At 42.9% G+C, this 22,181-nt stretch carries 25 protein-coding genes, 12 tRNA genes and 1 rRNA gene; 34 read left to right on the top strand and 4 right to left on the bottom strand.

Translation table 11 applies throughout. The features are described 5' to 3' along the window. Positions 1–132: 132 nt before the first annotated feature. The 4 genes from C1A12_RS19195 to C1A12_RS19180 all read left to right on the top strand — a co-directional run bounded on the left by C1A12_RS19195 (position 133) and on the right by C1A12_RS19180 (position 1,926). On the top strand, positions 133–414 hold the full coding sequence (locus C1A12_RS19195) for a glutaredoxin family protein (protein ID WP_101846624.1): 282 nt from the start codon (positions 133–135) through the stop codon (positions 412–414). Between the two features lie 93 nt (positions 415–507). Next, positions 508–873: a YppG family protein gene (locus C1A12_RS19190; protein WP_159462235.1), complete on the top strand. Its 366-nt coding sequence runs from the start codon at positions 508–510 to the stop codon at positions 871–873. 45 nt (positions 874–918) lie between these two features. Beyond that, a complete protein-coding gene (locus tag C1A12_RS19185; protein ID WP_235001684.1) occupies positions 919–1,626 on the top strand; it encodes a carboxylesterase in 708 nt (235 codons plus the stop codon). A gap of 3 nt (positions 1,627–1,629) precedes the next feature. Beyond that, a complete protein-coding gene (locus C1A12_RS19180; protein WP_235001683.1) occupies positions 1,630–1,926 on the top strand; it encodes a hypothetical protein in 297 nt (98 codons plus the stop codon). A gap of 184 nt (positions 1,927–2,110) precedes the next feature. Here C1A12_RS19180 and C1A12_RS19175 read toward each other — a convergent pair whose 3' ends face one another. Continuing rightward, on the bottom strand, positions 2,111–2,962 hold the full coding sequence (locus tag C1A12_RS19175) for a DegV family protein (protein ID WP_101846617.1): 852 nt from the start codon (positions 2,960–2,962) through the stop codon (positions 2,111–2,113). Between the two features lie 67 nt (positions 2,963–3,029). Continuing rightward, complete coding sequence (locus tag C1A12_RS19170) at positions 3,030–3,944, bottom strand: DMT family transporter (protein WP_101846615.1); 915 nt, start codon at positions 3,942–3,944, stop codon at positions 3,030–3,032. Between the two features lie 417 nt (positions 3,945–4,361). Here C1A12_RS19170 and C1A12_RS19165 point away from each other — a divergent pair, with 417 nt between their 5' ends. Next, on the top strand, positions 4,362–5,837 hold the full coding sequence (locus tag C1A12_RS19165; protein ID WP_101846613.1) for a DEAD/DEAH box helicase: 1,476 nt from the start codon (positions 4,362–4,364) through the stop codon (positions 5,835–5,837). Between the two features lie 353 nt (positions 5,838–6,190). Here C1A12_RS19165 and C1A12_RS19160 read toward each other — a convergent pair whose 3' ends face one another. After that, a complete protein-coding gene (locus tag C1A12_RS19160; RefSeq protein ID WP_101846611.1) occupies positions 6,191–6,952 on the bottom strand; it encodes a rhomboid family intramembrane serine protease in 762 nt (253 codons plus the stop codon). A 119-nt stretch (positions 6,953–7,071) separates the two neighbouring features. Here C1A12_RS19160 and acpS point away from each other — a divergent pair, with 119 nt between their 5' ends. The 15 genes from acpS to C1A12_RS19085 all read left to right on the top strand — a co-directional run bounded on the left by acpS (position 7,072) and on the right by C1A12_RS19085 (position 19,529). Then, positions 7,072–7,428: a holo-ACP synthase gene (gene acpS, locus C1A12_RS19155; RefSeq protein ID WP_101846609.1), complete on the top strand. Its 357-nt coding sequence runs from the start codon at positions 7,072–7,074 to the stop codon at positions 7,426–7,428. Positions 7,429–7,484: 56 nt separating this feature from the next. Continuing rightward, complete coding sequence (locus C1A12_RS19150) at positions 7,485–9,008, top strand: NAD(P)H-hydrate dehydratase (protein WP_101846607.1); 1,524 nt, start codon at positions 7,485–7,487, stop codon at positions 9,006–9,008. Between the two features lie 50 nt (positions 9,009–9,058). Further along, a complete protein-coding gene (locus C1A12_RS19145) occupies positions 9,059–10,084 on the top strand; it encodes an outer membrane lipoprotein carrier protein LolA (protein WP_101846606.1) in 1,026 nt (341 codons plus the stop codon). 135 nt (positions 10,085–10,219) lie between these two features. Continuing rightward, entirely contained in the window at positions 10,220–11,386 is a 1,167-nt protein-coding gene (alr, locus tag C1A12_RS19140; protein WP_101846604.1) for an alanine racemase, read from the top strand. Between the two features lie 152 nt (positions 11,387–11,538). Next, positions 11,539–11,820 (top strand): CopG family ribbon-helix-helix protein, encoded by a 282-nt coding sequence (locus C1A12_RS19135; protein ID WP_101846602.1) that lies wholly within the window; start codon positions 11,539–11,541, stop codon positions 11,818–11,820. A gap of 5 nt (positions 11,821–11,825) precedes the next feature. Next, positions 11,826–12,176, top strand: coding sequence for a type II toxin-antitoxin system PemK/MazF family toxin (locus C1A12_RS19130; RefSeq protein WP_101846928.1), 351 nt, complete (start codon positions 11,826–11,828; stop codon positions 12,174–12,176). Between the two features lie 213 nt (positions 12,177–12,389). Further along, positions 12,390–13,259 carry an RsbT co-antagonist protein RsbRA gene (locus C1A12_RS19125; protein WP_101846600.1) on the top strand — a complete coding sequence of 290 codons (870 nt, stop codon included), beginning with the start codon at positions 12,390–12,392 and terminating at the stop codon, positions 13,257–13,259. 7 nt (positions 13,260–13,266) lie between these two features. Further along, complete coding sequence (locus C1A12_RS19120) at positions 13,267–13,623, top strand: STAS domain-containing protein (RefSeq protein ID WP_101846598.1); 357 nt, start codon at positions 13,267–13,269, stop codon at positions 13,621–13,623. Between the two features lie 2 nt (positions 13,624–13,625). Then, positions 13,626–14,027 carry an anti-sigma regulatory factor gene (locus C1A12_RS19115; protein ID WP_101846596.1) on the top strand — a complete coding sequence of 134 codons (402 nt, stop codon included), beginning with the start codon at positions 13,626–13,628 and terminating at the stop codon, positions 14,025–14,027. 12 nt (positions 14,028–14,039) lie between these two features. After that, positions 14,040–15,050 (top strand): PP2C family protein-serine/threonine phosphatase, encoded by a 1,011-nt coding sequence (locus tag C1A12_RS19110; protein ID WP_101846594.1) that lies wholly within the window; start codon positions 14,040–14,042, stop codon positions 15,048–15,050. 65 nt (positions 15,051–15,115) lie between these two features. Next, entirely contained in the window at positions 15,116–15,445 is a 330-nt protein-coding gene (locus C1A12_RS19105; protein WP_101846592.1) for an STAS domain-containing protein, read from the top strand. A gap of 2 nt (positions 15,446–15,447) precedes the next feature. Next, a complete protein-coding gene (rsbW, locus tag C1A12_RS19100) occupies positions 15,448–15,921 on the top strand; it encodes an anti-sigma B factor RsbW (protein WP_101846589.1) in 474 nt (157 codons plus the stop codon). Continuing rightward, on the top strand, positions 15,896–16,675 hold the full coding sequence (gene sigB / locus C1A12_RS19095; protein ID WP_101846587.1) for an RNA polymerase sigma factor SigB: 780 nt from the start codon (positions 15,896–15,898) through the stop codon (positions 16,673–16,675). Before rsbW ends, sigB begins: the two co-directional genes overlap by 26 nt. Next, a complete protein-coding gene (locus C1A12_RS19090) occupies positions 16,675–17,271 on the top strand; it encodes a SpoIIE family protein phosphatase (protein ID WP_101846585.1) in 597 nt (198 codons plus the stop codon). Before sigB ends, C1A12_RS19090 begins: the two co-directional genes overlap by 1 nt. A 98-nt stretch (positions 17,272–17,369) precedes the next feature. Next, positions 17,370–19,529, top strand: a complete 2,160-nt coding sequence (locus C1A12_RS19085) for a Tex family protein (RefSeq protein ID WP_101846583.1) — start codon at positions 17,370–17,372, stop codon at positions 19,527–19,529. Between the two features lie 34 nt (positions 19,530–19,563). Here the strand turns inward: C1A12_RS19085 and cmpA are convergent, their stop codons facing one another. Beyond that, positions 19,564–19,677 (bottom strand): cortex morphogenetic protein CmpA, encoded by a 114-nt coding sequence (gene cmpA, locus C1A12_RS19080; protein WP_101846581.1) that lies wholly within the window; start codon positions 19,675–19,677, stop codon positions 19,564–19,566. Between the two features lie 77 nt (positions 19,678–19,754). Between cmpA and C1A12_RS19075 the strand changes: the two genes are divergently transcribed. The 14 genes from C1A12_RS19075 to C1A12_RS19010 form a co-directional block, all read left to right on the top strand. Further along, entirely contained in the window at positions 19,755–20,201 is a 447-nt protein-coding gene (locus tag C1A12_RS19075; protein WP_373420495.1) for a SprT family protein, read from the top strand. A gap of 199 nt (positions 20,202–20,400) precedes the next feature. Beyond that, positions 20,401–20,475, top strand: a tRNA-Asn gene (locus C1A12_RS19070). 4 nt (positions 20,476–20,479) lie between these two features. Further along, positions 20,480–20,570: transfer RNA gene (locus tag C1A12_RS19065), tRNA-Ser, on the top strand. A gap of 19 nt (positions 20,571–20,589) precedes the next feature. After that, positions 20,590–20,661: transfer RNA gene (locus C1A12_RS19060), tRNA-Glu, on the top strand. A gap of 22 nt (positions 20,662–20,683) precedes the next feature. After that, positions 20,684–20,760: transfer RNA gene (locus C1A12_RS19055), tRNA-Asp, on the top strand. Between the two features lie 8 nt (positions 20,761–20,768). Continuing rightward, positions 20,769–20,843, top strand: a tRNA-Gln gene (locus C1A12_RS19050). Between the two features lie 129 nt (positions 20,844–20,972). Further along, positions 20,973–21,048 (top strand) — tRNA-Lys (locus C1A12_RS19045). Between the two features lie 7 nt (positions 21,049–21,055). After that, positions 21,056–21,137, top strand: a tRNA-Leu gene (locus C1A12_RS19040). 43 nt (positions 21,138–21,180) lie between these two features. Continuing rightward, a tRNA-Leu gene (locus C1A12_RS19035) sits at positions 21,181–21,264 on the top strand. 72 nt (positions 21,265–21,336) lie between these two features. Continuing rightward, positions 21,337–21,413: transfer RNA gene (locus tag C1A12_RS19030), tRNA-Arg, on the top strand. A 7-nt stretch (positions 21,414–21,420) separates the two neighbouring features. Further along, a tRNA-Pro gene (locus C1A12_RS19025) sits at positions 21,421–21,497 on the top strand. A gap of 183 nt (positions 21,498–21,680) precedes the next feature. Beyond that, positions 21,681–21,754, top strand: a tRNA-Gly gene (locus C1A12_RS19020). A 20-nt stretch (positions 21,755–21,774) separates the two neighbouring features. Next, positions 21,775–21,851 (top strand) — tRNA-Ile (locus C1A12_RS19015). 123 nt (positions 21,852–21,974) lie between these two features. Beyond that, positions 21,975–22,181: ribosomal RNA gene (locus C1A12_RS19010) — 16S ribosomal RNA — on the top strand; the annotation flags it as partial.

The following is a 22,181-nucleotide window of genomic DNA, read 5'->3' as shown; positions in this document are numbered from 1 at the left end:
AGAGCTGTACACGGAGTATTAGAGCCAAAGACATTTTTTTGTAAATTTGTAGTTTACATCCCTTGTAACCGGGTATCTATATTAGTAGTGAGTCTATAGAACTAGGTGAAAGTAAGGAAGAGGAGGTCACCAATGAGTCAACAAGAAGTAGTCGTGTATACGAGTGATCATTGTACCCACTGTAAAAAAGTTCTCTCCAAGTTAAATGAGTGGGGAATTGACTATAAAGAGAAAAACGTAACCCAGAATAGGTCGTATTTTAAAGAATTGCAGCAGCAGAAGGTTTACGGCACGCCTGCTACGTTTATCGGTGACGATAAAGTATTGGGCTATCAGGAGCGCAGTTTGAAGAGGGTGCTTGGGATTGAGGATGCCGGACGCTTTCAAAGTACAGATACAATCCATTTCTCTTAATCGATCAAGTGATAGATGTTCACTTGTTTTTTTTTACACTTTTTTACCCCCGTCTTCATAGCCTATAGTATTAAACGTAAAGGGGGTCCTTCTATGTATCCAACGTACAACCCATACTATTGGCAGCCGCCTTACTCACCATATGGAAACGAGGCGATCGACCGCAGTTATAACGAAGTTCAGAATCATGTGCCGTATGGATGGGATCCGAACATGTATCAACCGCCGGTTCAGCCAGAAATGCAAGCACCATTTATGCAAGGCTACGGTTATCCGGGTTATTATAATAATGGACCATTTGGAATGCAGAAGAAGAAAATGATGACTTATTTCCAGGATGAGAATGGTCAGTTGGATATTGATAAAATGATGAACACAACCGGGCAGGTAGTTCAAACAATCCAGCAGGTATCACCTATGGTTAAAGGGATCGGCACCTTTGTGAAAGGGCTGCGCTAATCCGCAGTCTTTTTTTACATACGTTAAACAAAGATGGTGAGAGCATTGAGTACAGGTTGTTTATGTATCCATGGTTATACAGGAAGTCCTACAGAAATTGAGCCTCTAGTCCGGTATTTACAAGCGGAAACAGATTGGGAATTTAGTGTTCCGACGCTGCCCGGGCATGGGGAGGAACTTCATCTGAAGGGGCATTATTATCAAGAGTGGATTGCCGCAGCTGAATTGGCACTGCTCGATTTAAAGCGACATCATGATACAATTCTTATTATAGGGTTTTCGATGGGAGGCATGATTGCTTCATATTTGGCGGCCAAATATGAAGTTGAGCGGCTCGTCCTGTTGTCAGCGGCTTTAAAATACATCAGTTTTCCTCAATTGGTAAAAGACACTTTTGGCATCGTTACTGATGCGTGGAAGGGGTCGCTGCTAGAGAATCAATTGTTTGTACGTTATAAGGCAAAGGTGACCCAGACCCACTTTTTATCGAGTTTTGAATTTATGAAATGTGTCGAGTTTACGAAACCTTATCTTCAACATGTAAAGTGTCCGACGCTAATTATGCAGGGGCAGATGGATGGCACGGTACCGAGTAAAGCGGCCAACTTTTTGGAGCAGGAAATAGGGGCTTCTCATAAAGAAGTTGTATTTCTGCCAAATTCAAAGCATTTAGTCTGTCACGATAATGATCGCGACACATTATGTGAGAAAGTATGGCGCTTTCTGGGGGAGTATGCTTATGAAAGGAATTAATTTATGGTAAATAACAAGGGGCGTCCACCTGTAAACACTCCATTTTATTATGGGTGGATAATTGTTTTTGTGGCAGGTCTCGGTGTGTTCTTCTCGGGACCAGGCCAAACATATTCAATTTCTATTTTTATTGATTATTACATAGAAGATTTCGATTATACCAGGTCAGCTGTTTCTGGATTATATTCTACGGCCACCCTGTGTGCAGGTTTTACTTTGTTTTTAATGGGACGGGTTGTTGACCGCTTTGGACAGCGCATGATGTTCTTATTTTTTACTTTACGAGCAGCTGGGAGCTGAATTAGCTCAGACGGTCGTGGTGACCGGCTCTGCACTTGGACCGCTGCCATTATGAAGACGATCACAATAAATAAAAAAGCAAGCAATCAGATGATTGTTTGCTTTTTTATGTTTCTATCAAGAGCTGTTGATCTTCCGCGACAAAAGAGAAATTGGATCCAAATTTACTTAAGAAAATATGGACTTAATCTTTAAAGAAGGCAATAACTAGACCGCCTTCACCTGCATACGTTGAGATTAACGGTCCCATTTCAGTGAACATTGAATCTTTGAACGGATACTTCTCTTTAATCGATTTCAGCACGGCACGGCCCCGTTCTTCGTCATGACAATGAGACATAGCAATTACTTTATCTTCGAAATGGTGAGCATATTCGCCGATTTGCTCGACAAAGCGGCGAAGGGACTTTTTATCCCCTCGAATCTTCTCGCTCACTTCGATCTTTCCTTCTTCTTCTTTCATTAACAGCTTAATATTCAAGGTTTTAGCGATTGTTCCTTTAACTTTATCTAAACGACCGCCTTTAATGACGTTTTCTAACGTTTTCAGAATGAATAGTGTGGTTGTTTGCTCGATTTTTCCTTCCATATGAAGAACAACCTCGTCAAACTGATGCCCCGCTTCAATTTGCTTCGCGGCTTCATGCACAAGCAGGGCAATTCCGCATGATGCAGTCTTCGTATTCAGTACAGCAATCCGGCGCTCAGGCTCTTCTTCCAGAAGCATATCTCTTCCCATAACAGCACTGTCGTATGTACTGCTTAACCCTTGAGTTAAAGCCAATACAAGAATCGGCGTGCTGTTATCAACCTGCTTGTACTTTTCATAAAAGTCATACGGGCTTGGAGACGAGGAAGTGGGCAGCTCTTTTGCAGCTGTTAGCTTTTCATAAAAGGTGGGCAGGTCAATCGTCACGCCTGTTTTATACTGCTCTTCACCAAAGTGAATGTTTAATGGAACCACTTTAAGGTCGTGTTCTTCAATCATATGCTGGGGAAGATCGGCTCCTCCGTCAATAATCAATTGAATCGTCATTCCTTCACCTGCTCTCCCTGAATGATCATACTCTCTATCTTACTATATTATAACAGATACCCCGCTGTCAGGACTTGTCTGAATAGTGAGTAAGCTTTGGTTTCATCATTTTTTTCGTGCTGATGATAAACAGCATGAGACCGAAGATTACGATGGAGCCGCCTAGCCATTGAGACCAGGAAATCCTTTCTCCTAAAAGGACAAACGCTAAGATCGCAGCTCCCACAGGTTCTAGTAAAATGCTCATAGAAATTTTGGAAGCACTGACCCAGCGTAAGGACCAGTTAAACAACGAATGGCCAAAGAAGGTTGGGATGATGGCAAGACCTATATATATCAGCCATTGGCTTCCTGAGTACCCTCCAAAAGGCACATTTAACCCAACATTATAAATAAGAAGCGTTACGGAAGCGACAAGATAGACGATAAATGTGTAGGATGTCATCGATAGGCGTTTGCGCAGGCTTTGGCCGACTAAGAAATAGCCTGTCACCATTACCGCTCCGCCTAAAGCCAGCAGGTCTCCGTATAGGGCGGTCCCGCTGATCTGAAAGTCGCCCCAGCTGATAATAACCGAACCGGTAATCGCGATGATCATACTTAAGACTGCTCCAGCTGAGAATCGCTCTTTAAAAAATAAAAACGTTCCGATAAAAGCAAAGATGGGCTGCATTGAAACGAGAACAACCGAGCTTGCAACCGAGGTATAATTTAATGATTCAAACCACAAAATAAAATGGAGAGCTAAGAATACCCCGGACGCAGCAGCCCAGACCCAGTCCCTGCCGGCCACTTCCTTTAAGTCCGCTGCGTGTTTAACAAAAACATAAGGTGCCATAATAACAACGGCTAAGATCAGCCGATAAAAAGCAATAATGGAAGATGGAGCGTCACCAGCTAATTTTACAAATATGGCTGAGGTTGAAATTGAGATGACGCCGATTATTAGTAATATAATGGGGTGAAATGGAGGTTTATCCATATATACGGTCCTCCTTTTAGTGAGTAGGAAATTGACAGTTCCAATGCCTGTTTCGTTTGAATGCATCGGAGACGTACAGTCTTCTTTATTGATCTCCGTTTCTTATAATTTTATCATTGTTAGGTTTGAAAAGCATAATAAAAATGTGTAGAATTAATACAGTTATGTGTGTTATGATGGAAGAATCGTTCAGGCAGGTATGTCGAAGCCTCTCCGGAATTTCAGGACTGGGGGCTTTTTTTACTTGTTGTAACAACTAAATTCTACATTTCGGGTCTAACAGCATAGAGGCTTATCATACTTCAAGCAATAAAGTGGAAGACGAGCCTCAAACGGTTAGACGCGTAATATTTTAACTGGCCACTGCGAACGCAGGTGGAGGTTTCACTTTATATAAAAAAGGAGTATGAAAGTATAGTGACAACATTTAATTCATTAGGTTTATCAGCACCCGTACTAAAAGCATTAGATTATATGGGATTTGAAGAAACAACCCCAATTCAGGAACAGACGATTCCACTTGGGTTGGAAGGCAAAGACGTTATCGGTCAGGCGCAGACAGGAACAGGAAAAACGGCGGCCTTTGGAATCCCGATGATCGAGAAAATCGATAAAGACATTCGTTCTGTCCAGGGGCTTGTTATTGCTCCTACTCGTGAACTAGCCATTCAGGTGGCAGAAGAAGTCAACCGTCTTGGGAAAAATAAAGGCGTGCGTGCACTGCCGATCTACGGCGGCTCAAACATGGACCGTCAAATACGCGCGTTAAAGGATAATCACATTGTGGTAGCTACGCCTGGACGCCTGCTTGACCACATCCGCCGTAAAACGATTAAGCTTCAGAATGTGCACACGGCTGTGTTGGATGAAGCTGACGAAATGCTCAACATGGGCTTTATTGATGATATTCGTGATATTCTTAAATCTCTTCCGGAGCATCGTCAAACCCTTCTTTTCTCTGCAACTATGCCGAAAGAGATTCGCGATATCGCGACGAAGCTTATGAAACAGCCTGAAGAGGTTAAAGTAAAAGCGAAGGAAATGACTGTAGAAAATATTGAGCAATATTATATTGAAATTCCAGAAAAGCACAAGTTTGATACGTTAACTCGTTTATTGGATATTGATGCACCTGCTTTAGCCATTGTTTTCGGTCGTACGAAGCGCCGTGTTGATGAAGTATCTGACGGCCTACAGGCTCGCGGTTTCCGTGCGGAAGGAATTCACGGTGACTTAACACAAGGCAAGCGTATGTCTGTTCTTAATAAGTTCAAAAAAGGCCGTATCGAAATCCTTGTTGCAACTGACGTGGCGGCACGTGGGCTTGATATTTCAGAGGTTTCTCACGTGTATAACTTTGATATCCCGCAGGACCCTGAAAGTTATGTTCACCGTATCGGCCGCACAGGACGAGCGGGACGTAAAGGGAAGTCCATTTCATTTGTCACACCGCGTGAAAAAGCGCAGCTTAACTTAATTGAGAAGCTGACGAAGAAGGAAGTAGAACGCCGCAGCGTACCATCATCTGATGAAGCACGCCGCGGGCAGCAGCAAATTGCTGTGGAGAAACTGATTGAAACCATAGGCCACCAGGGTCTGGAAAAGTATCAGCAATCTGCCAGTGAACTATTAGAGCAGTATGATGCTTCTGATTTAATAGCTGCAGCGTTGAAAATGATGACGAAGGAACGTAGTGAGGTTCCTGTCCGCTTATCTTCTGTTCAGCCGATCAGTGTTAAAGGGGCATCGCGCAGCAAAGGAAAAGGCGGCGGCAAGAAGCCTTATCGTAAAGACGGAAAACGCCCTTACAACAAGCACGGCAACAAATCCCGAAATTATAAAGGGAAAGGCAACCGAGGCTTTCAAAATAAAGGACGAAACAACACTAAATAAATAACTTTAAAAAAAGCCCGATCGCAAATGATCGGGCTTTAATTGTTGAGAAACCATAGTCTTCACTACTATCTCGAAAGTGTGACCATTCCTTCCATGTAAGAGACATGCTGTTTTCTAAAACCCTTCTTCGATAGTTCTTAAAACTTGTATTGAGCGAAGTAGTGACGACATCCTTCGGAAAGCGGCGCTTTTTTCTTGCTCCTATTCTCAAAATTCTAATGGAGGAACCATTGAAACTATGCCTATACACAGCCTGAGCCCGATCGCAAAGATCGGGCTCAGGCTGTTCCGTAAGAAGGGTTGTAAAGCTCTAACACGGGGTGTGCGTTACCTTATTGACGCTTAAAACACTAAATAAAAGCAAGCAGAACTAGAAAGATAATAATGCCCCAAAGAATATATTTACCATACTTCTTCCAAGTACTGTTTGAACGTTTATTCCAGCGGTTGGGATTAAATCCGATGTCGTTTTGATCCTGTTTAGCGAACTTGGCCCGATTTTGCCAGATGGAAAAAGGGCGCGCCTTCTTAAGAAGCGGAGGAGCAACAGCAAACCCGCCGATCAATCCGAATAAATGCGCCCAAATATTAATACCAGGGCGGGAAAAGGTCATTAGCAGGCCAAGCACAAAAATCACCATGATAATTTGAGTGTTGGCATAGCCAATGAGTGATTTACGGTACAACACCATAAACAAATAAACCCCGAAGATCCCAAAGATTGAACCTGAAGCACCCAGGTGCTGATAGAAAGCGTCCGGGGACATTAAATACGTTCCAATGTTTCCGGCTATACCTGCTGTGAGATACATGAGGATAAACTTAGCTTTTCCCAGCATCTGTTCCAGTGCCGGACCAAACAAAACAAGAGAGAACGAATTAAATAAGGCGTGCGCGAAGCCGCCATGTAGAAAAATAGGCGTTACCAGCCGCCAGTACTCACCCTGGCCGACTAAATAATTATTTCCTATGCCTTCTCGTAAAATCTGCATGGCAAAAGGGAACTGCAGCACATCAATACAAAGCCATAGCAATAAATGGATAGCTACAAGTCCCGATACAATGGGGTAAAATTTAATAAATTCTTGAAAGCTTTCTGTTCGGACAAACATCGCGTGTGCTCCTTCATTTAAAGGGTTATTAATCAATATAAGCCATTTTCAAAATGAGTATGCTTTTTGACCAGAGAAAAGATCGGGTATACTAATGAAAAATGTAAAGGAAGATGACTATGATTAAAGGGATTGGAATTGATCTGATAGAACTAGATCGTATTAAACAAAGTATAAAGCGTAATGATCGTTTTGTTCAACGAATATTAACTAAAGAAGAACACGGCCGCTACGAACAATTGAATGAACACCGGAAAATAGAATTTCTGGCAGGAAGATTTGCAGCCAAAGAAGCGTTTGCTAAAGCGGCAGGAACGGGTATAGGTACGTTAAGTTTTCAGGATATTGAGGTTCTGCCCGGGGAAAATGGTGCCCCTTACATAAAGGCAGCCGCATATTCCGGGCTTTCTATTTGGGTCGCTATTACCCACAGTGAACAGTATGCAGTAGCTCAGGTAATTCTAGAAGAACGGTAGTGGACATATTTACATAGATTTAGTCATAGCATGGTAATGCGGGTAGGAGGGAACGAATGGATATTGTGACCGCACAAGAAATGTATGAAAGAGATCAAGTTGCTATTCAAACAGTTGGAGTAAGCGGCGTTACGCTGATGGAGAATGCTGGACGAGCGATTTGTGAGGATGTGAAAAAGAAAGTTTCGGCCGACCAGAAGATTACAGTTCTGATTGGAGGTGGGAATAACGGGGGAGATGGGTTTGTTATTGCCCGGACGCTGCGGAACAGAGGCTGTCGGGTCGAGGCATGGCAGGTCGTTCCCGATGAAAAAGTAAAAGGTGATGCCCTTTCTCATAAGAAGATGTATTTAAATTCAGGGTACGAGCTCTATGTTATGGAGGACACAGCTTCCTTAGAGCAGTCGATCAAGCAGGCTGACGTTGTGATTGACGCGATTTTAGGGATTGGAGTGCAGGGACCGCTCCGTCCCCCATTAGACCAAGTCGTGGAAATCCTCAACAAGCAACCGGTTTATACCATTTCAGTCGACATCCCGAGCGGTGTCCCGGCAGATGAAGGAACGAAGAATTTTAACGGGGTGCGTGCAGACTACACGTGCGTCCTGGAAGCTCCAAAAATGAGCGCTTTTCTGCAATCGACAAGCCCTTATTATGGAGAGTGGAATACGGTGGAAATCGGCCTCCCAAATCATCTCGTTAAAGACCCGGGGAGGGAATGGTGGCAGCAGGAAGACGCCGGGCAGACATTCCCTCAGCGGACTGGCGATTCCCACAAAGGCAGTCATGGAAAAGGAATTGTCATTGGAGGGTCCTTTTCTATGCCGGGTTCGATCGCTATGACGGCCAGAGCGGCTTTACGAAGTGGAATCGGCCTGTTGACGATTGCGACGTCGAGGAGTGCAATACCTATGATTGCCCCGTACCTTCAAGAAGCGATGTTTCATCCTTTGGAAGAGAGAGAGGGCGTTATTAACGATTGGAAAAGGGTGGACTGGTCTGCATATGATGGTGCTGCTGTCGGAATGGGCTTAGGAAGGAGTGAGCGATTCTCTGTTCAAATGGATGAACTGTTCACTCATGCCGAAGGGCCGCTTGTTATTGACGCTGACGGTCTCTATCATGTGAAAGAACGGCTGAACAGGTGCAGGGATTACCCTCATCCTGTTATCCTTACCCCGCATCCTGGTGAATTTGCTCATCTGACCGAACGTTCCATCGCGGAGATATTGGATTCTCCATTTGCGATAACCCGTGAATTTGCAAAAGCAAACGGTGTCTACGTTGTTCTCAAAGGACCATCGACTATTATTACTACTCCTCAGGGGGAACAGCGAGTGGAAACTTCCGGAAATGAAGGGCTGGCCAAAGGAGGGAGTGGTGATGCTCTCTCGGGTATCCTGCTTGCCATGGTTCTTCAATCAGATTCGGTGTTTGACGCGCTGGCTAATGGTTGCATGGTTCATGGGAAGACGGCAGAACGTTTGACGGCCTATAACCACTCAACGTTTGACTTATTAGCGACAGATCTCATAGATGGTTTAGCAGAAACCTTTCGTACATTTTCTTCTTCCAAGTAATTTACGTTCCCTTTGTCCTTCAGGAAGAGACAAAGGAGTTGAAACTACAGATGAGACGTTTTACAATCCTTTTCTTTGTGGCTATGGCTCTTACCCTTGTTCTATCAGCATGCGGAGAACAGTCAAAAGAGGATGTCGTAAAGAAACTTGAAGAGCAGGAAAGTGAAATGAAGGGGTATAAGACAGATGCCAGCATGACGATGAAAACAGGAAAAGAAGAGCAGAAATACCACATTCAAATTTCCCATAAGAAGAAAGATTTCTATAAAGTGGAGCTTGAGAATGATCGAGATGAGAAGGGAAGCCAGATCATCTTAAAGAACGACAGTGGTGTTTTTGTTTTGACCCCGGCACTAAACAAGAGCTTTAAGTTCCAGAGCGACTGGCCGGAGAACACGAGCCAGCCTTACCTGTTTAATTCTTTAATTAAGGACATTAAAGCCGATTCAGAGACAGAGTTTAATGCTACGGATAATCACTACGTCTTTAAGACAAAGACCAATTATCAGAACAACCAGTCGCTGCCTTATCAGGAAATTTATTTTGATAAAAAATCGTACACCCCTGTAATGGTGAAAGTATTCGACCAGGACATGACAGCGATGGTAGAAGTGCAATTCTCTAATTTCTCTAGTGATGATACGTTTAAAGAAGAAGACTTTGACGTCGACCAGAATATGGCTATGAGTTCTTCTGACGATGTTCCGGTAAACGCTCCGGATGAGCAGCCGGCTGACCCTGAAGTATTGTATCCTGAAGAGACTCTGGGCGCCAGTCTATGGGACAAGCAGGAGGTAGAGACGGACAACGGTACAAGGGTTATTATGACCTATAAGGGTGAAAAAGACTTCACCATTATTCAGGAAGCTGCGACGACTCAACCAGCAAGCGCAAGACAATCTATTGAAGTAAACGGTGAACTCGTTCAACTTTCAAGTGGATTAGTAGGAGCGCTTTCTGAACAAAAGCTGGAATGGAGCAATGATTCAACAACGTATCATCTGGCCAGCAGTGAATTAACCCAGGATGAAATGGTTGCTGTAGCCAATTCAATTAATAGTTATTCAGAGAAATAAAGCACGACCTCGGGCAGGCTTAACGGTCTGCTTTTATTTTAGTCCTTAATTGTGTTTTATAAGAAAGTTGACACGCTTCTTCGTGCATTCAATAATAGAAAGATATTGAATGAAGATGGAGAAGGAGTGCTGGTTGTGTCACAGGAGCCGTATTACCGAGATACATGGGCAGAAGTTAACTTATCAAATATAGATTTTAATATAAAAGAACTTCGCAGACGATTAAAGGAAGAAACGGGAATTTACGCGGTCGTAAAGGCCAATGGATATGGTCACGGTGACATTCAGGTTGCGGAGCAGGCACTGGAATCAGGTGCCGACCGTATTGCCGTTAACCTTTTGGATGAAGCCATCAGACTCCGAAAGTCGGGCATAACAGCTCCGGTACTAGTGATGGGGTGGATTCGGCCGGAAGATGCAGTGATTGCTTCTGAGTATGACGTTGCAGTCACAGCTTTTCAGAAAGAGTGGTTTGAGCAGGTAGAGACAGAGAAACTGAAAAATCCGCTCAAAATCCATATGAAATGGGATACAGGAATGGGTCGCATTGGTATCCGGACTACAGAAGAGATGGATGGAGTTCTCGCAGAGATAAATAAAGAACAGTACTTTGAGCTCGATGCGATTTTTACCCATTTCGCTACCGCTGATGAAGAGGAGACCTCCTACTTCCTGGAGCAAGAGCGGAGGCTTGAGGAACTATTGCTTCACTTTGAGAAAGCGGGGCAAGAAGGTGTAGCTATTCATTCAGGTAACAGTGCGGCAAGCATGCGTTTCCCGGACCGGATGAAGCAGTTTGTCCGTTTTGGAATCAGCATGTATGGTCTGTATCCTTCAAGTGACGTGAAAAAAGAAAGACCGATTGAACTGAGACCGGCTTTCTCACTGCACAGTCAGCTGGTCCATGTAAAAAAAGTACAGACAGGCGAATCCCTCAGCTATGGAGCAACCTATACGACTACGAGTGAGGAGTGGATCGGCACTGTCCCTGTTGGTTATGCAGACGGTTGGATCCGCAAGCTTCAAGGCTTTGAAGTACTAGTTGACGGTAAAAGACAACCGATTGTCGGAAGAATATGTATGGACCAATTCATGATTCGTCTGGATCAGGAATATTCTATAGGAAGTAAGGTTACATTAATTGGCAAGCAGAAAGAAGCAGAAGTGCACATGGACGATGTAGCTGAACATCTCGAAACGATTAATTATGAAATCCCATGTACAATAAGTTATCGAGTCCCGCGCATGTATGTGAAAAACGGGCATATTGTAGAAGTAGAGAATTCTTTAAGGTTATTATAAAAAAAGATATACCGCTGAAAAAATCCTGCGTCACGCTACATCTTTCACGAAAAAAACCTAAGACTCCTTTGCAATAGACACGGGCGAATGATAAGATTAAATTGGAATTTTATACGACTGGTTTCTTTTTGGGTAAAAGATGGTGGAGGTGTATGGATGTGTCCGACAACATGCGAGAGATTGTAATTCGGATTCCGGATAACCTACTGGTTGAAGTAGATGGACAGGTTCAACTCGAAAACAGTGATCGGAGCGATTTTATGTGTAAAGCTACGAAAATGTATTTGCGTGAAGAAAAACAACGGCACGTAAGAGAGTCAATGCGCCGAGGTTATATGGAAATGGCGAAAATCAATCTTAATATCGCTTCAGAAGCGTTTCAGGCCGAAGAGGAGGCAGATCACACCCTGGAGCAACTAGTGAGCGGGGTGTGAAGTCGGTGATAGTCAAACGAGGAGATGTTTATTTCGCTGATTTGTCCCCAGTTGTAGGATCTGAGCAGGGTGGTGTCCGCCCTGTACTCATTCTTCAAAACGATATCGGGAATCGTTTCAGCCCCACAGTAATTATCGCCGCGATTACCGCGCAAATACAAAAAGCCAAACTACCTACTCATGTAGAAATTGATGCCGAGAAATATGGTTTCGAAAGAAATTCTGTTATTCTGTTGGAACAAATCAGAACGATTGATAAACAGCGTTTGACCGACAAAATTACTCAACTGGATGACCCTATGATGAATCAGGTGAATGAAGCCTTGCAAATTAGTCTGGGTCTAATTGATTTTTAAAATAAAGCTGTCTGTTACAGGCAGCTTTATTTTTGTTTCATAAACTTTAAATTTGCCTGATAAGATTGGCGTCACAACTAAAAAAAGTATAAAATAATGTTAATTAGTATATTTAGCGCGATATTTTTGATAACATTATTTTTATATAGCGATTAGAACGTGATTCAATCTTTCTTATAGAAGAGATGATAGTATAATTCGGAGGTATATTTTATGGATCAGAAGTTGAAAGATATTGTAATTGAGCATAGCGACGATATTGTGAAAATGTGGTTGGAAGACGTCAATAGAAAGAAGTCAAGCGACTATACAGCAGCTATATCAGACGAGCTGTTTGACAGCACGAATCGCGAATTCGTGAATGTGATCTTTTCGAGCATTGAGAAATCCGGCCTCGCGAATGATATTACTGAATTCTCGGAAAGACTGATTAATTTAGGCTGGCCGCTCAGTTATTTAACAGATGGGATGCAAGTCTTCCGTCGTGTGACCTCGGAATACATTCTGCGTCAATCTGAGAAAGTCGATTCCGATTATTTCGCAGAAGTTCTTAGAGAAGTAGACAACTGGGTTGACCCTGTTATTAACAAGCTCGTGAATGAATACTCCGGAAGCTGGGAAAATATCGTTTCATTGCAGAGAGTGGCGCTTCAGGAACTGTCCGCCCCACTTATTCCTGTTATGGAGAACATTACAATCATGCCGTTAATTGGAACAATTGACACGGAAAGAGCTAAATTAATTATGGAAAACCTGCTGGATGGTGTGATCAAGCATAATGCAGAAGTCGTACTGATTGACATTACAGGCGTACCTGTTGTCGATACGATGGTTGCACACCATATTATCCAAGCGGCTGAGGCGGTTCGTTTAATAGGCTCACGTTGTATTCTCGTGGGAATCCGTCCTGAGATTGCTCAAACGATTGTTAACTTAGGTATCGATTTAAGCAAATTCCCTACTAAGAGCTCACTGAGGAAAGGATTCCAGTCTGCGCTTGAGTTGACAAACCGGACCATTGAAGAAGTTCAATCAAAAGATGAAGATATAGAAAAACTAATTGATTCTCTAAATAGGGAGTGATGAAAAAATGAGAATACCTATTTTAAAGCTTCATAACTACCTGCTCATCTCCATTCAAATCGATTTAGACGATCAAACAGCGATTCAATTTCAAGAGGACCTCTTAAGTAAAATTCATGAAAGTGGAGCTACTGGTGTTGTCATTGATCTGACTTCCGTTGATATTATAGATTCCTTTATTGCAAAAGTTCTTGGGGATGTAGTGACGATGTCTGATTTAATGGGGGCAAAAGTGGTCTTAACAGGCATCCAGCCAGCTGTTGCTATGACCCTTATTGACCTCGGAATTCACTTGCAGGAAGTTCCAACTGCACTAGATTTAGAACAAGGGTTGATCAAACTTCGCCAGGAATTGGAGGAGTGATTATGGAATTTCAATCCTGTGTCAATATTAAAAAAGAATGGGATATTGTCGGAGCGCGGCAGCTCGGTCGTGATGTGGCCAGAAAGATCGGTTTTGGAACAGTCGACCAGGCCCGCATTGCCACGGCAATATCAGAATTAGCAAGAAATATTTATTTATATGCTGGGACAGGTAAGATTTGCTTTGAAGCATTGGACGACATGAATCAAAAAGGTATTAGTATTGTAGCCGTAGATGATGGGCCTGGAATCGAAGAGCTCAGCCAAGTCATGGAAGATGGTTTCTCTACGTCTGGAGGTCTTGGTGCCGGCCTTCCGGGCGTTAAAAGGCTTATGGATGAGTTTGATATACACTCTGACCTTGGACAAGGCACTGAAATAAAGGTGGTCAAATGGCTCCGTTAGAGGAGGTTTATAATGAGTACATTAAAACTCGATCTCGAAAACTATAAAGAATTAATGAAACAATATATAGAGACAAAAGATGAACAAGCACTCTATCAAGCAGAGCAATTCAGTAAATATTCAATGCAGCAGAATATTTCACCTGAAGAGATTATTAATGTGCATATTCAATCTTTACAAGAGCTATACCCTGAAATGCCGGAACATATTCAGTCTTCGCTGGATTTTTTACTCGAAACAATGATTTCTTACGGTCTTGCTTATCAGGAATATCAGTCATTAAGGGAAAAACAGCTTGAATTAAAGTCTGAAATTTCTGTAGCAGCTAATATGCAGAAGACACTATTGGCGACAGATAAACCAGCGATTGATGGATTGGAAATCGGAGCTATAAGTATACCGGCTAAACAAATGAATGGAGATTACTTTCACTTCGTTAAGGATGATAACGGGGCACTTGGCATCGCTATAGCAGACGTTGTAGGTAAAGGCGTACCTGCAGCGTTGTGTATGTCTATGATCAAGTATTCTATGGACAGCTTCCCTGAAAACCGAATGGATCCCGGTGTTATATTAGGCAGCTTGAACCGGGTGGTGGAACGAAATGTGGATTCCAGTATGTTTATTACTATGTTTTATGGATTATATAACACGAATAATCATACGTTTCGATATTCTTCAGCAGGTCATGAACCAGGCTATTACTATAACAGTGAACAAAACCATTTTGAAGAAATTGATGCTTCAGGTTTAGTGCTGGGAGTTTCTTCAGAAGCTACTTATGAGCAGTGCACGAAGAAGATTGAGGTTGGCGACATGATTATTATGCTTACGGACGGAGTTACTGAATGTCGTCAGGGAGATCGGTTTATCGAAGAGGAAGAAGTACTTGAAATTATTCAGCAGTATGCTCACCTGCCTGCTCAGGAAACGGTAGAGCAGGTTTATAAACATTTTGAACGTTTACAGGATTTTCATTTAAGGGATGATTTTACATTAATCATTTTAAAAAGAAGGGTTTAATCGTGTTTAGTGAAGGGAAACTATCTTCTACTGGGTCAATTTACGGAAATGGAGGGGGATAAAAAATGAACTTATCGATAGATGTTTCTAATAAGGAGAAAGTGACAACGGTATCTTTGGCCGGGGAAGTAGATGCGTTTACAGCTCCGAAATTAAAGGATACGCTGCTGCCTTTAACCAAAGAAGACGGACAAACTATAGAAGTAGACCTTCAAGAGGTTAACTATATGGACTCTACGGGGTTAGGTGTGTTTATTAGTGCTTTGAAATCTACAAAAGAGCATGATACGAACTTGAAATTAGTGCATATGCAGGATCGTGTACACCGTCTGTTCAAGATCACTGGCTTAACCGAGATTATGGATATAGACAATACTGTACGAGGTGGAATGTAATCATGGAACCATTTGATTTTGTCGAGGTTAAAGTCCCTGCAAAAGCGGAATATGTGGGTGTCGTCCGTCTAAGTACATCGGGCATTGCCAATCGAATGGGATTTGCTTATGAAGAAATTGAAGATTTAAAGGTCGCAATTTCCGAAGCAATTACGAATGCTGTAAAGCACGCCTATAATGACTCAGGAGAAGGCGAAATTACGATTGGGTTTGGTGTGTATGAAGACCGCCTTGAAGTCATGGTTGCAGATCATGGTGGTAGTTTTAATTTAGGTGAAATCAAAGAAGATATAGGGCCTTACCAGCACAAGGATGATATTGGCGAGCTGCGGGAAGGTGGTTTTGGTCTCTTCTTGATTGACGCGTTAATGGATAAAGTCGAAATTAACAGTAAATATGGAGTTATTGTTCTAATGACAAAATACCTTCATGAAAATGGGGTGGGTCAAGATGGCGACCAGATCTCAACATCATAATGATGAGGTTTATGATTGGATCGAATATTTACAAGAAAATCCACGGGATGAAGAAGTTCAGGAAAAAATCGTCCTTGTTTACAATGATTTAGTCGAATCCATTGCTAGAAAATATTCTAAAAACAGTACCATTCACGAAGATTTAGTGCAGGTAGGAATGCTTGGCTTGTTAGCGGCGATTCGAAGATATGATCCCTCTTTTGGTAAATCATTTGAATCGTTCGCTATTCCTACCATTATTGGTGAGATTAAGCGGTTTATCCGTGATAAGACGTGGAGTGTGCATGTTCCCCGTCGAATTAAAGAATTGGGTCCTAAAATAAAAAAAGCAGCTGAAGATCTAACTAGTGAACTTCAGCGGTCTCCTTCTGTCATTGAAATTGCCGATTACCTGGAGGTTTCAGAAGAGGATGTTCTTGAAACGATGGAAATGGGCAAAAGCTATAAAGCTCTATCTGTCGATCGTAAAATTGAAGCAGATTCTGACGGAAGTACCGTTACGATTCTTGATTTAATAGGGAATCCAGAAGGCGGCTATGAACAGATTGACCAGAAGATGCTCCTTCAGAAGGTGTTGCCTATTTTAAGTGAACGTGAGCAGGAGATTCTGCAGTGCACCTATTTTGAGAATTTAAGTCAAAAGGATACTGGTGAACGTCTTGGAATTTCGCAAATGCACGTTTCTCGCCTTCAACGTCGAGCCCTTAGAAAATTAAAAGAAGCTCTGCAAGCTGAGTCGATTGAGGCATTCTAGTGGAAGACGAGTTATCAAGAATAGCTATTTCCATTTATCAGAAGGCGAAGAAAGGTAATTATTATTGTGGAGATAGTTATTATTATAAAGAGACGGAAAATGAATTTGTTTGTGCGTTAGCAGATGGTCTGGGAAGTGGAGAATTAGCTATGGATTCTTCCCAAGCAGTTATGGATATTATTGAAAAATATCCAGACCTTCCGATTGAATCGATTATAAAAAAATGCAATGATGCTTTACTCAGTAAGCGTGGGGTAGTGTTAGGCATACTTAAAATCGATTTTAACCAGAACACATACTCATACTCTTCTATAGGAAATATCGGTATCATTACCATTGATAGTGATGGTTATAGAAACCGAAATATACCTTTGGCGGGCTACCTGTCTGGTTATCCTAAAAAACTAAAGGTGAGCCGGGGTAAAGCCGAGGAAGGGATGGTCTTTATGATGTTTTCTGATGGAGTCCAGGACCGGAAATTAACAGCGAAACATACGTCGACTCGAGATGTGAAGTTTATAACAGAACAATATAAGCAGCTTTATGGAGAGAACCGGGATGATGATACAACCTTGATCGCCATGAAGTATAAATAGAAGGGACCTTATTCTGCGTATCAGAAATAGGGTCCCTTATTAAATGAGGTAAATTTGATACAATAGGGAAGTAATGTATCGCGAGGAGGCTTCTTGAATTGAACGAGAAAGAAAATCTAACGCAAGTCGTAGCCAGGCAGACCGGCCTGGCAGCTAAACCGATCGAACAAGTTATTGAACTATTAGCGGAAGGGAATACCGTCCCATTTATTGCCCGTTATCGAAAAGAATTAACTGGCGGACTGGATGAAGTTCAGATTAAGTCCATTGAAGATCAGTGGAACTACGCCCAAAACCTGGCTCAACGCAAAGAAGAAGTGATCCGTCTTATTGAGGAACAGGATAAATTAACGGAAGACCTTCAACAGAAAATTGAGCAGGCCGATAAACTTCAAAAAGTAGAAGATTTGTACCGTCCATATAAACAAAAGAGACGCACAAGGGCTACAGTAGCGAAGGAAAAAGGATTGGAGCCTTTAACCCAGCTTCTGTGGAAGCAGGAAGAATTTAATTTTAACGAAAAAGCGGAACAGTTTCTCTCAGAAGAGCACAAGCTACATACCATCGATGATGTAAGAGCAGGTGTGAATGATATTCTGGCGGAGTGGATTTCCGACGATCCAGTCTACAGAGAAAATATACGCCAGCAGACTACACGAACAGGCATCATTGAATCAAAAGGAAAGAACGTAGAGGATGACGAAAAGGGAATATTCGAAATGTATTATGAATACCAGGAGCCGGTACGAGCAATTGCCTCCCACCGTGTATTAGCATTAAACCGCGGAGAGAAGGAAGGTGTACTGAAAGTGGCAGTACACCCGCCTGAAGAAAAAATTGTTAAATATCTTGAAGATCAAGTGATCAACCGCTCGACTACTCCCAAGCTTCGGGATATCCTTCAAGAATCCATTGCTGACAGCTATAAGCGACTAATTCAGCCTTCTGTCGAGCGAGAAATTAGAAATACCTTATCCGAAATGGCGGAAGAGAAGGCGATTGAAGTATTCTCCAGCAACTTAAAGAGTTTACTGCTTCAACCGCCGCTGAAAGGAAAAGTTGTACTTGGTGTGGACCCTGCTTACCGGACAGGATGTAAACTAGCAGTCATTGATGAAACGGGTAAGGTACTGGACATTTCTGTAATTTATCCTACACCTCCTAAGAGTGATGTGAAGGGTTCAGAACAGAAAATACTCGAATTTTTTAAGGAATACCCTATAGAATTGATCGCTATCGGCAACGGTACAGCTTCGCGGGAAACGGAGCAATTCGTCGCCGACATGATTCAGAACCAATCTTTGAACGCTGCATATATGATCGTTAATGAGGCTGGGGCTAGTGTGTATTCTGCTTCTAAGCTGGCTCGTGAAGAGTTCCCGGACTTGCAAGTGGAAGAGAGAAGTGCTGTATCGATCGCAAGACGAGTGCAGGATCCACTGGCAGAGCTAGTAAAAATTGACCCGAAATCTATCGGTGTGGGGCAGTATCAGCATGATGTCGGTCAGAAGAAATTAAATAATTCGTTAACTTTCGTAGTAGAAACAACGGTTAACCAGGTCGGAGTGAATGTAAACACCGCTTCTCCATCGTTACTTCAATATGTATCAGGGCTAAGCAAGTCCGTTGCCAACAATGTTGTAAAAAAACGAGAAGAGCTCGGTAAATTCACAAACCGTAAACAGCTTAAAGACATACCACGGTTAGGTGCTAAAACTTTTGAACAAAGTATTGGGTTCCTGCGAGTCATAGAAGGGGAAGACCCCTTAGATAAAACTTCTGTTCACCCGGAAAGCTACCGGGCAGCCCGAAACTTGTTGAAAATGGTAAATGCCACGCCGGCAGATATTGGAAATGAGGAAATAAGTGATCAACTAGGGCAGCTCGATCCCGCTTCCACCGCTGCAGAGCTCGAAATAGGAGAACCAACGTTAAAAGATATGGTGAAAGCTCTCAGGGAACCGGGGAGAGATCCTCGTGACGATCTTCCTAAACCGCTGTTGAAGACGAATGTCTTATCAATGGAAGATTTAGAACAGGGAATGGAGCTTGAAGGCACGGTTCGCAATGTTGTAGATTTTGGGGTATTTGTTGATATTGGAGTGAAGCAGGACGGATTAGTGCATATCTCCAAGCTATCCAACAAATTTGTAAAGCATCCGATGGACGTAGTATCTGTAGGGGACGTTGTCACCGTATGGGTCGACACCGTAGACATAAAGAAACAGCGTATCGCCTTAACCATGTTGAAACAATAAAGTACAGATAACCTGGGGGATTTTCTCTTCCGGGTTATTTTTCATATTTATGGCGGTAGAAGTACCAGCATTGATTCAGCATTTTGATTTGATACTTATCTTTATTGAAAAAGGCATCCGACATTTGCTTCTGTAACCAACGAGGCACAGAAATCTCCTCCCTTTTGAAATTAGGAATGAACCCATTTATAATAAAGTATGCAAAAAGGGAGAGGGTGTGCAGCTTTGTATCAAACAGAACTCAATTTACACCAATGGACAGACCAGTTATCTAAAGAATATTTCGGAAAACCATTTACAGATCAAGTGATATTTAATAGAAGGTTACGCACGACAGGGGGGCGCTATCTCCCATCAGAACGGGTGATTGAATTAAATCCAAAGTATTTAGACGAACTAGGAAAAGCCGAATTTGAAGGAATTATTAAACATGAACTGTGCCATTATCACCTTCATATTGAAGGGAAAGGGTACAAGCACGGTGATCGGACATTTAAGGAACTTCTTAGAAAAACCGGCTCTCCACGGCACTGTAAACCACTTCCTTCAGAGAAACAAAGTTACCACCAATATCAATGCAGCAGCTGTAAGCAGCAGTACATGCGCAAGAGAAGAATGAATCTTTCCAGATACGTCTGCGGCAAATGTAAAGGGAAGTTAAAAAAACTTTAATAAATCCATTGACGAAAGGGGTGCGCCGTGTTAAATTAAATAAGCCCTGAAGGAAAGGGACATCGATTTGAGAGACAAGCTCTTTTGTTTTAAAAATAATAGAGAAATATTATTGACAATCGACACCGATTGTTATAATATATAAAACGTCGCTGACATTACTTACATAAATTCTAAAAACGAATTTATCCGACATTATTCCACAGTAGCTCAGTGGTAGAGCAATCGGCTGTTAACCGATCGGTCGTAGGTTCGAATCCTACCTGTGGAGCCATCACGGAGAAGTACTCAAGTGGCTGAAGAGGCGCCCCTGCTAAGGGTGTAGGTCGCGCAAGCGGCGCGAGGGTTCAAATCCCTCCTTCTCCGCCATTTTTTATTTGTCTAAAATGGCCCGTTGGTCAAGTGGTTAAGACACCGCCCTTTCACGGCGGTAACACGGGTTCGAATCCCGTACGGGTCACTTTCTTTTGTAATTTATTTGGGGTCCGGTAGTTCAGTTGGTTAGAATGCCTGCCTGTCACGCAGGAGGTCGCGGGTTCGAGTCCCGTCCGGACCGCCACTAATAGTTGGGCTATAGCCAAGCGGTAAGGCAACGGTTTTTGGTACCGTCATGCGCTGGTTCGAATCCAGCTAGCCCAGCCATTTTCTTTTGAAAAAAAGGTTGACTTTTCTTTCTAGAAGTTATATGATGATTCTTGTGCTTAAAAAAGCAAAACAGCTTGCAACACGACGAGCATCATAACCAAACTTACGAGAATCACTTATTATTAAGAGCCATTAGCTCAGCTGGTAGAGCATCTGACTTTTAATCAGAGGGTCGGAGGTTCGAGCCCTCCATGGCTCACCATTTATTCGCGGGTGTGGTGGAATTGGCAGACACGCTAGATTTAGGATCTAGTGCTTCACAGCGTGGGGGTTCAAGTCCCTCCACCCGCACTTTAGTAAGTTAGCTTTGCTGCTTACCCAACTATTTCAATTAGCGGTCGTGGCGGAATCGGCAGACGCGCTAGGTTGAGGGCCTAGTGGGGGCAACCCCGTGGAGGTTCAAGTCCTCTCGGCCGCACTAAGCTTTAAATAAAAAAGTTATTGCATTACAAGCTGAAACATGATATATTAGATATTGTCGCTTCAAAAGGCGCCCGTAGCTCAATTGGATAGAGCGTCTGACTACGGATCAGAAGGTTAGGGGTTCGACTCCTCTCGGGCGCGCCATTACTTACGGGAAGTAGCTCAGCTTGGTAGAGCACTTGGTTTGGGACCAAGGGGTCGCAGGTTCGAATCCTGTCTTCCCGACCATGGATGCTCACAAAACTGAAACTATGAAACTTTATAAATGTGGATGTAGTTTAATGGTAAAACCTCAGCCACGAGCGAGGCTTCAACCGAATAAGCTACGAGTTGCCTCGACGGATCCGCTTCCTTGATTAATCTTTTAGAGGAAGAGGCATGAACATACAAAGATAATGAAACTTTATAAACGCGGGTGTAGTTTAATGGTAAAACCTCAGCCTTCCAAGCTGATGACGAGGGTTCGATTCCCTTCACCCGCTCCATTAAATCTTTACTACCATTGGGGCCTGTAGCTCAGTTGGTCAGAGCGCACGCCTGATAAGCGTGAGGTCGGTGGTTCAAGTCCACTCAGGCCCACCATTAAGTCTTTTTGATCTTTGAAAACTGAACGAACCAACCAGTACGTCAATTCTTTCTTTCTATAATATAGAAGGAAGTAAAACAAGCACATTCGGTGTGCAAATGAGCAAGTCATTCTCAACTTTTATGGAGAGTTTGATCCTGGCTCAGGACGAACGCTGGCGGCGTGCCTAATACATGCAAGTCGAGCGCAGGAAACCAGTTGATCCCCTTCGGGGGTGACGCTGGTGGAATGAGCGGCGGACGGGTGAGTAACACGTGGGCAACCTGCCTGTAAGACCGGAATAACCCCGGGAAACCGGGGCTAATGCCGGGTAACACCTTCTCTCG

The organism is Halobacillus sp. Marseille-P3879 (assembly GCF_900240285.1).
In the GTDB taxonomy this organism is placed as follows: Bacteria; Bacillota; Bacilli; order Bacillales; family Halobacillaceae; genus Halobacillus_A.
The sequence above is the reverse complement of the archived record's forward strand: the minus strand, read 5'-3'. Positions and strand labels throughout refer to the sequence as shown.

Excerpts from the sequence above, each read along its gene's own strand:
- C1A12_RS19195 (WP_101846624.1), top strand. The coding sequence starts at position 133 with ATGAGTCAACAAGAAGTAGTCGTGTATACGAGTGATCATTGTACCCAC.
- C1A12_RS19190 (WP_159462235.1), top strand. The coding sequence starts at position 508 with ATGTATCCAACGTACAACCCATACTATTGGCAGCCGCCTTACTCACCA.
- C1A12_RS19180 (WP_235001683.1), top strand. The coding sequence starts at position 1,630 with ATGGTAAATAACAAGGGGCGTCCACCTGTAAACACTCCATTTTATTAT.
- C1A12_RS19175 (WP_101846617.1), bottom strand. The coding sequence starts at position 2,962 with ATGACGATTCAATTGATTATTGACGGAGGAGCCGATCTTCCCCAGCAT.
- C1A12_RS19170 (WP_101846615.1), bottom strand. The coding sequence starts at position 3,944 with ATGGATAAACCTCCATTTCACCCCATTATATTACTAATAATCGGCGTC.
- C1A12_RS19160 (WP_101846611.1), bottom strand. The coding sequence starts at position 6,952 with ATGTTTGTCCGAACAGAAAGCTTTCAAGAATTTATTAAATTTTACCCC.
- acpS (WP_101846609.1), top strand. The coding sequence starts at position 7,072 with ATGATTAAAGGGATTGGAATTGATCTGATAGAACTAGATCGTATTAAA.
- C1A12_RS19150 (WP_101846607.1), top strand. The coding sequence starts at position 7,485 with ATGGATATTGTGACCGCACAAGAAATGTATGAAAGAGATCAAGTTGCT.
- C1A12_RS19145 (WP_101846606.1), top strand. The coding sequence starts at position 9,059 with ATGAGACGTTTTACAATCCTTTTCTTTGTGGCTATGGCTCTTACCCTT.
- C1A12_RS19135 (WP_101846602.1), top strand. The coding sequence starts at position 11,539 with ATGGATGTGTCCGACAACATGCGAGAGATTGTAATTCGGATTCCGGAT.
- C1A12_RS19125 (WP_101846600.1), top strand. The coding sequence starts at position 12,390 with ATGGATCAGAAGTTGAAAGATATTGTAATTGAGCATAGCGACGATATT.
- C1A12_RS19120 (WP_101846598.1), top strand. The coding sequence starts at position 13,267 with ATGAGAATACCTATTTTAAAGCTTCATAACTACCTGCTCATCTCCATT.
- C1A12_RS19115 (WP_101846596.1), top strand. The coding sequence starts at position 13,626 with ATGGAATTTCAATCCTGTGTCAATATTAAAAAAGAATGGGATATTGTC.
- C1A12_RS19110 (WP_101846594.1), top strand. The coding sequence starts at position 14,040 with ATGAGTACATTAAAACTCGATCTCGAAAACTATAAAGAATTAATGAAA.
- C1A12_RS19105 (WP_101846592.1), top strand. The coding sequence starts at position 15,116 with ATGAACTTATCGATAGATGTTTCTAATAAGGAGAAAGTGACAACGGTA.
- rsbW (WP_101846589.1), top strand. The coding sequence starts at position 15,448 with ATGGAACCATTTGATTTTGTCGAGGTTAAAGTCCCTGCAAAAGCGGAA.
- sigB (WP_101846587.1), top strand. The coding sequence starts at position 15,896 with ATGGCGACCAGATCTCAACATCATAATGATGAGGTTTATGATTGGATC.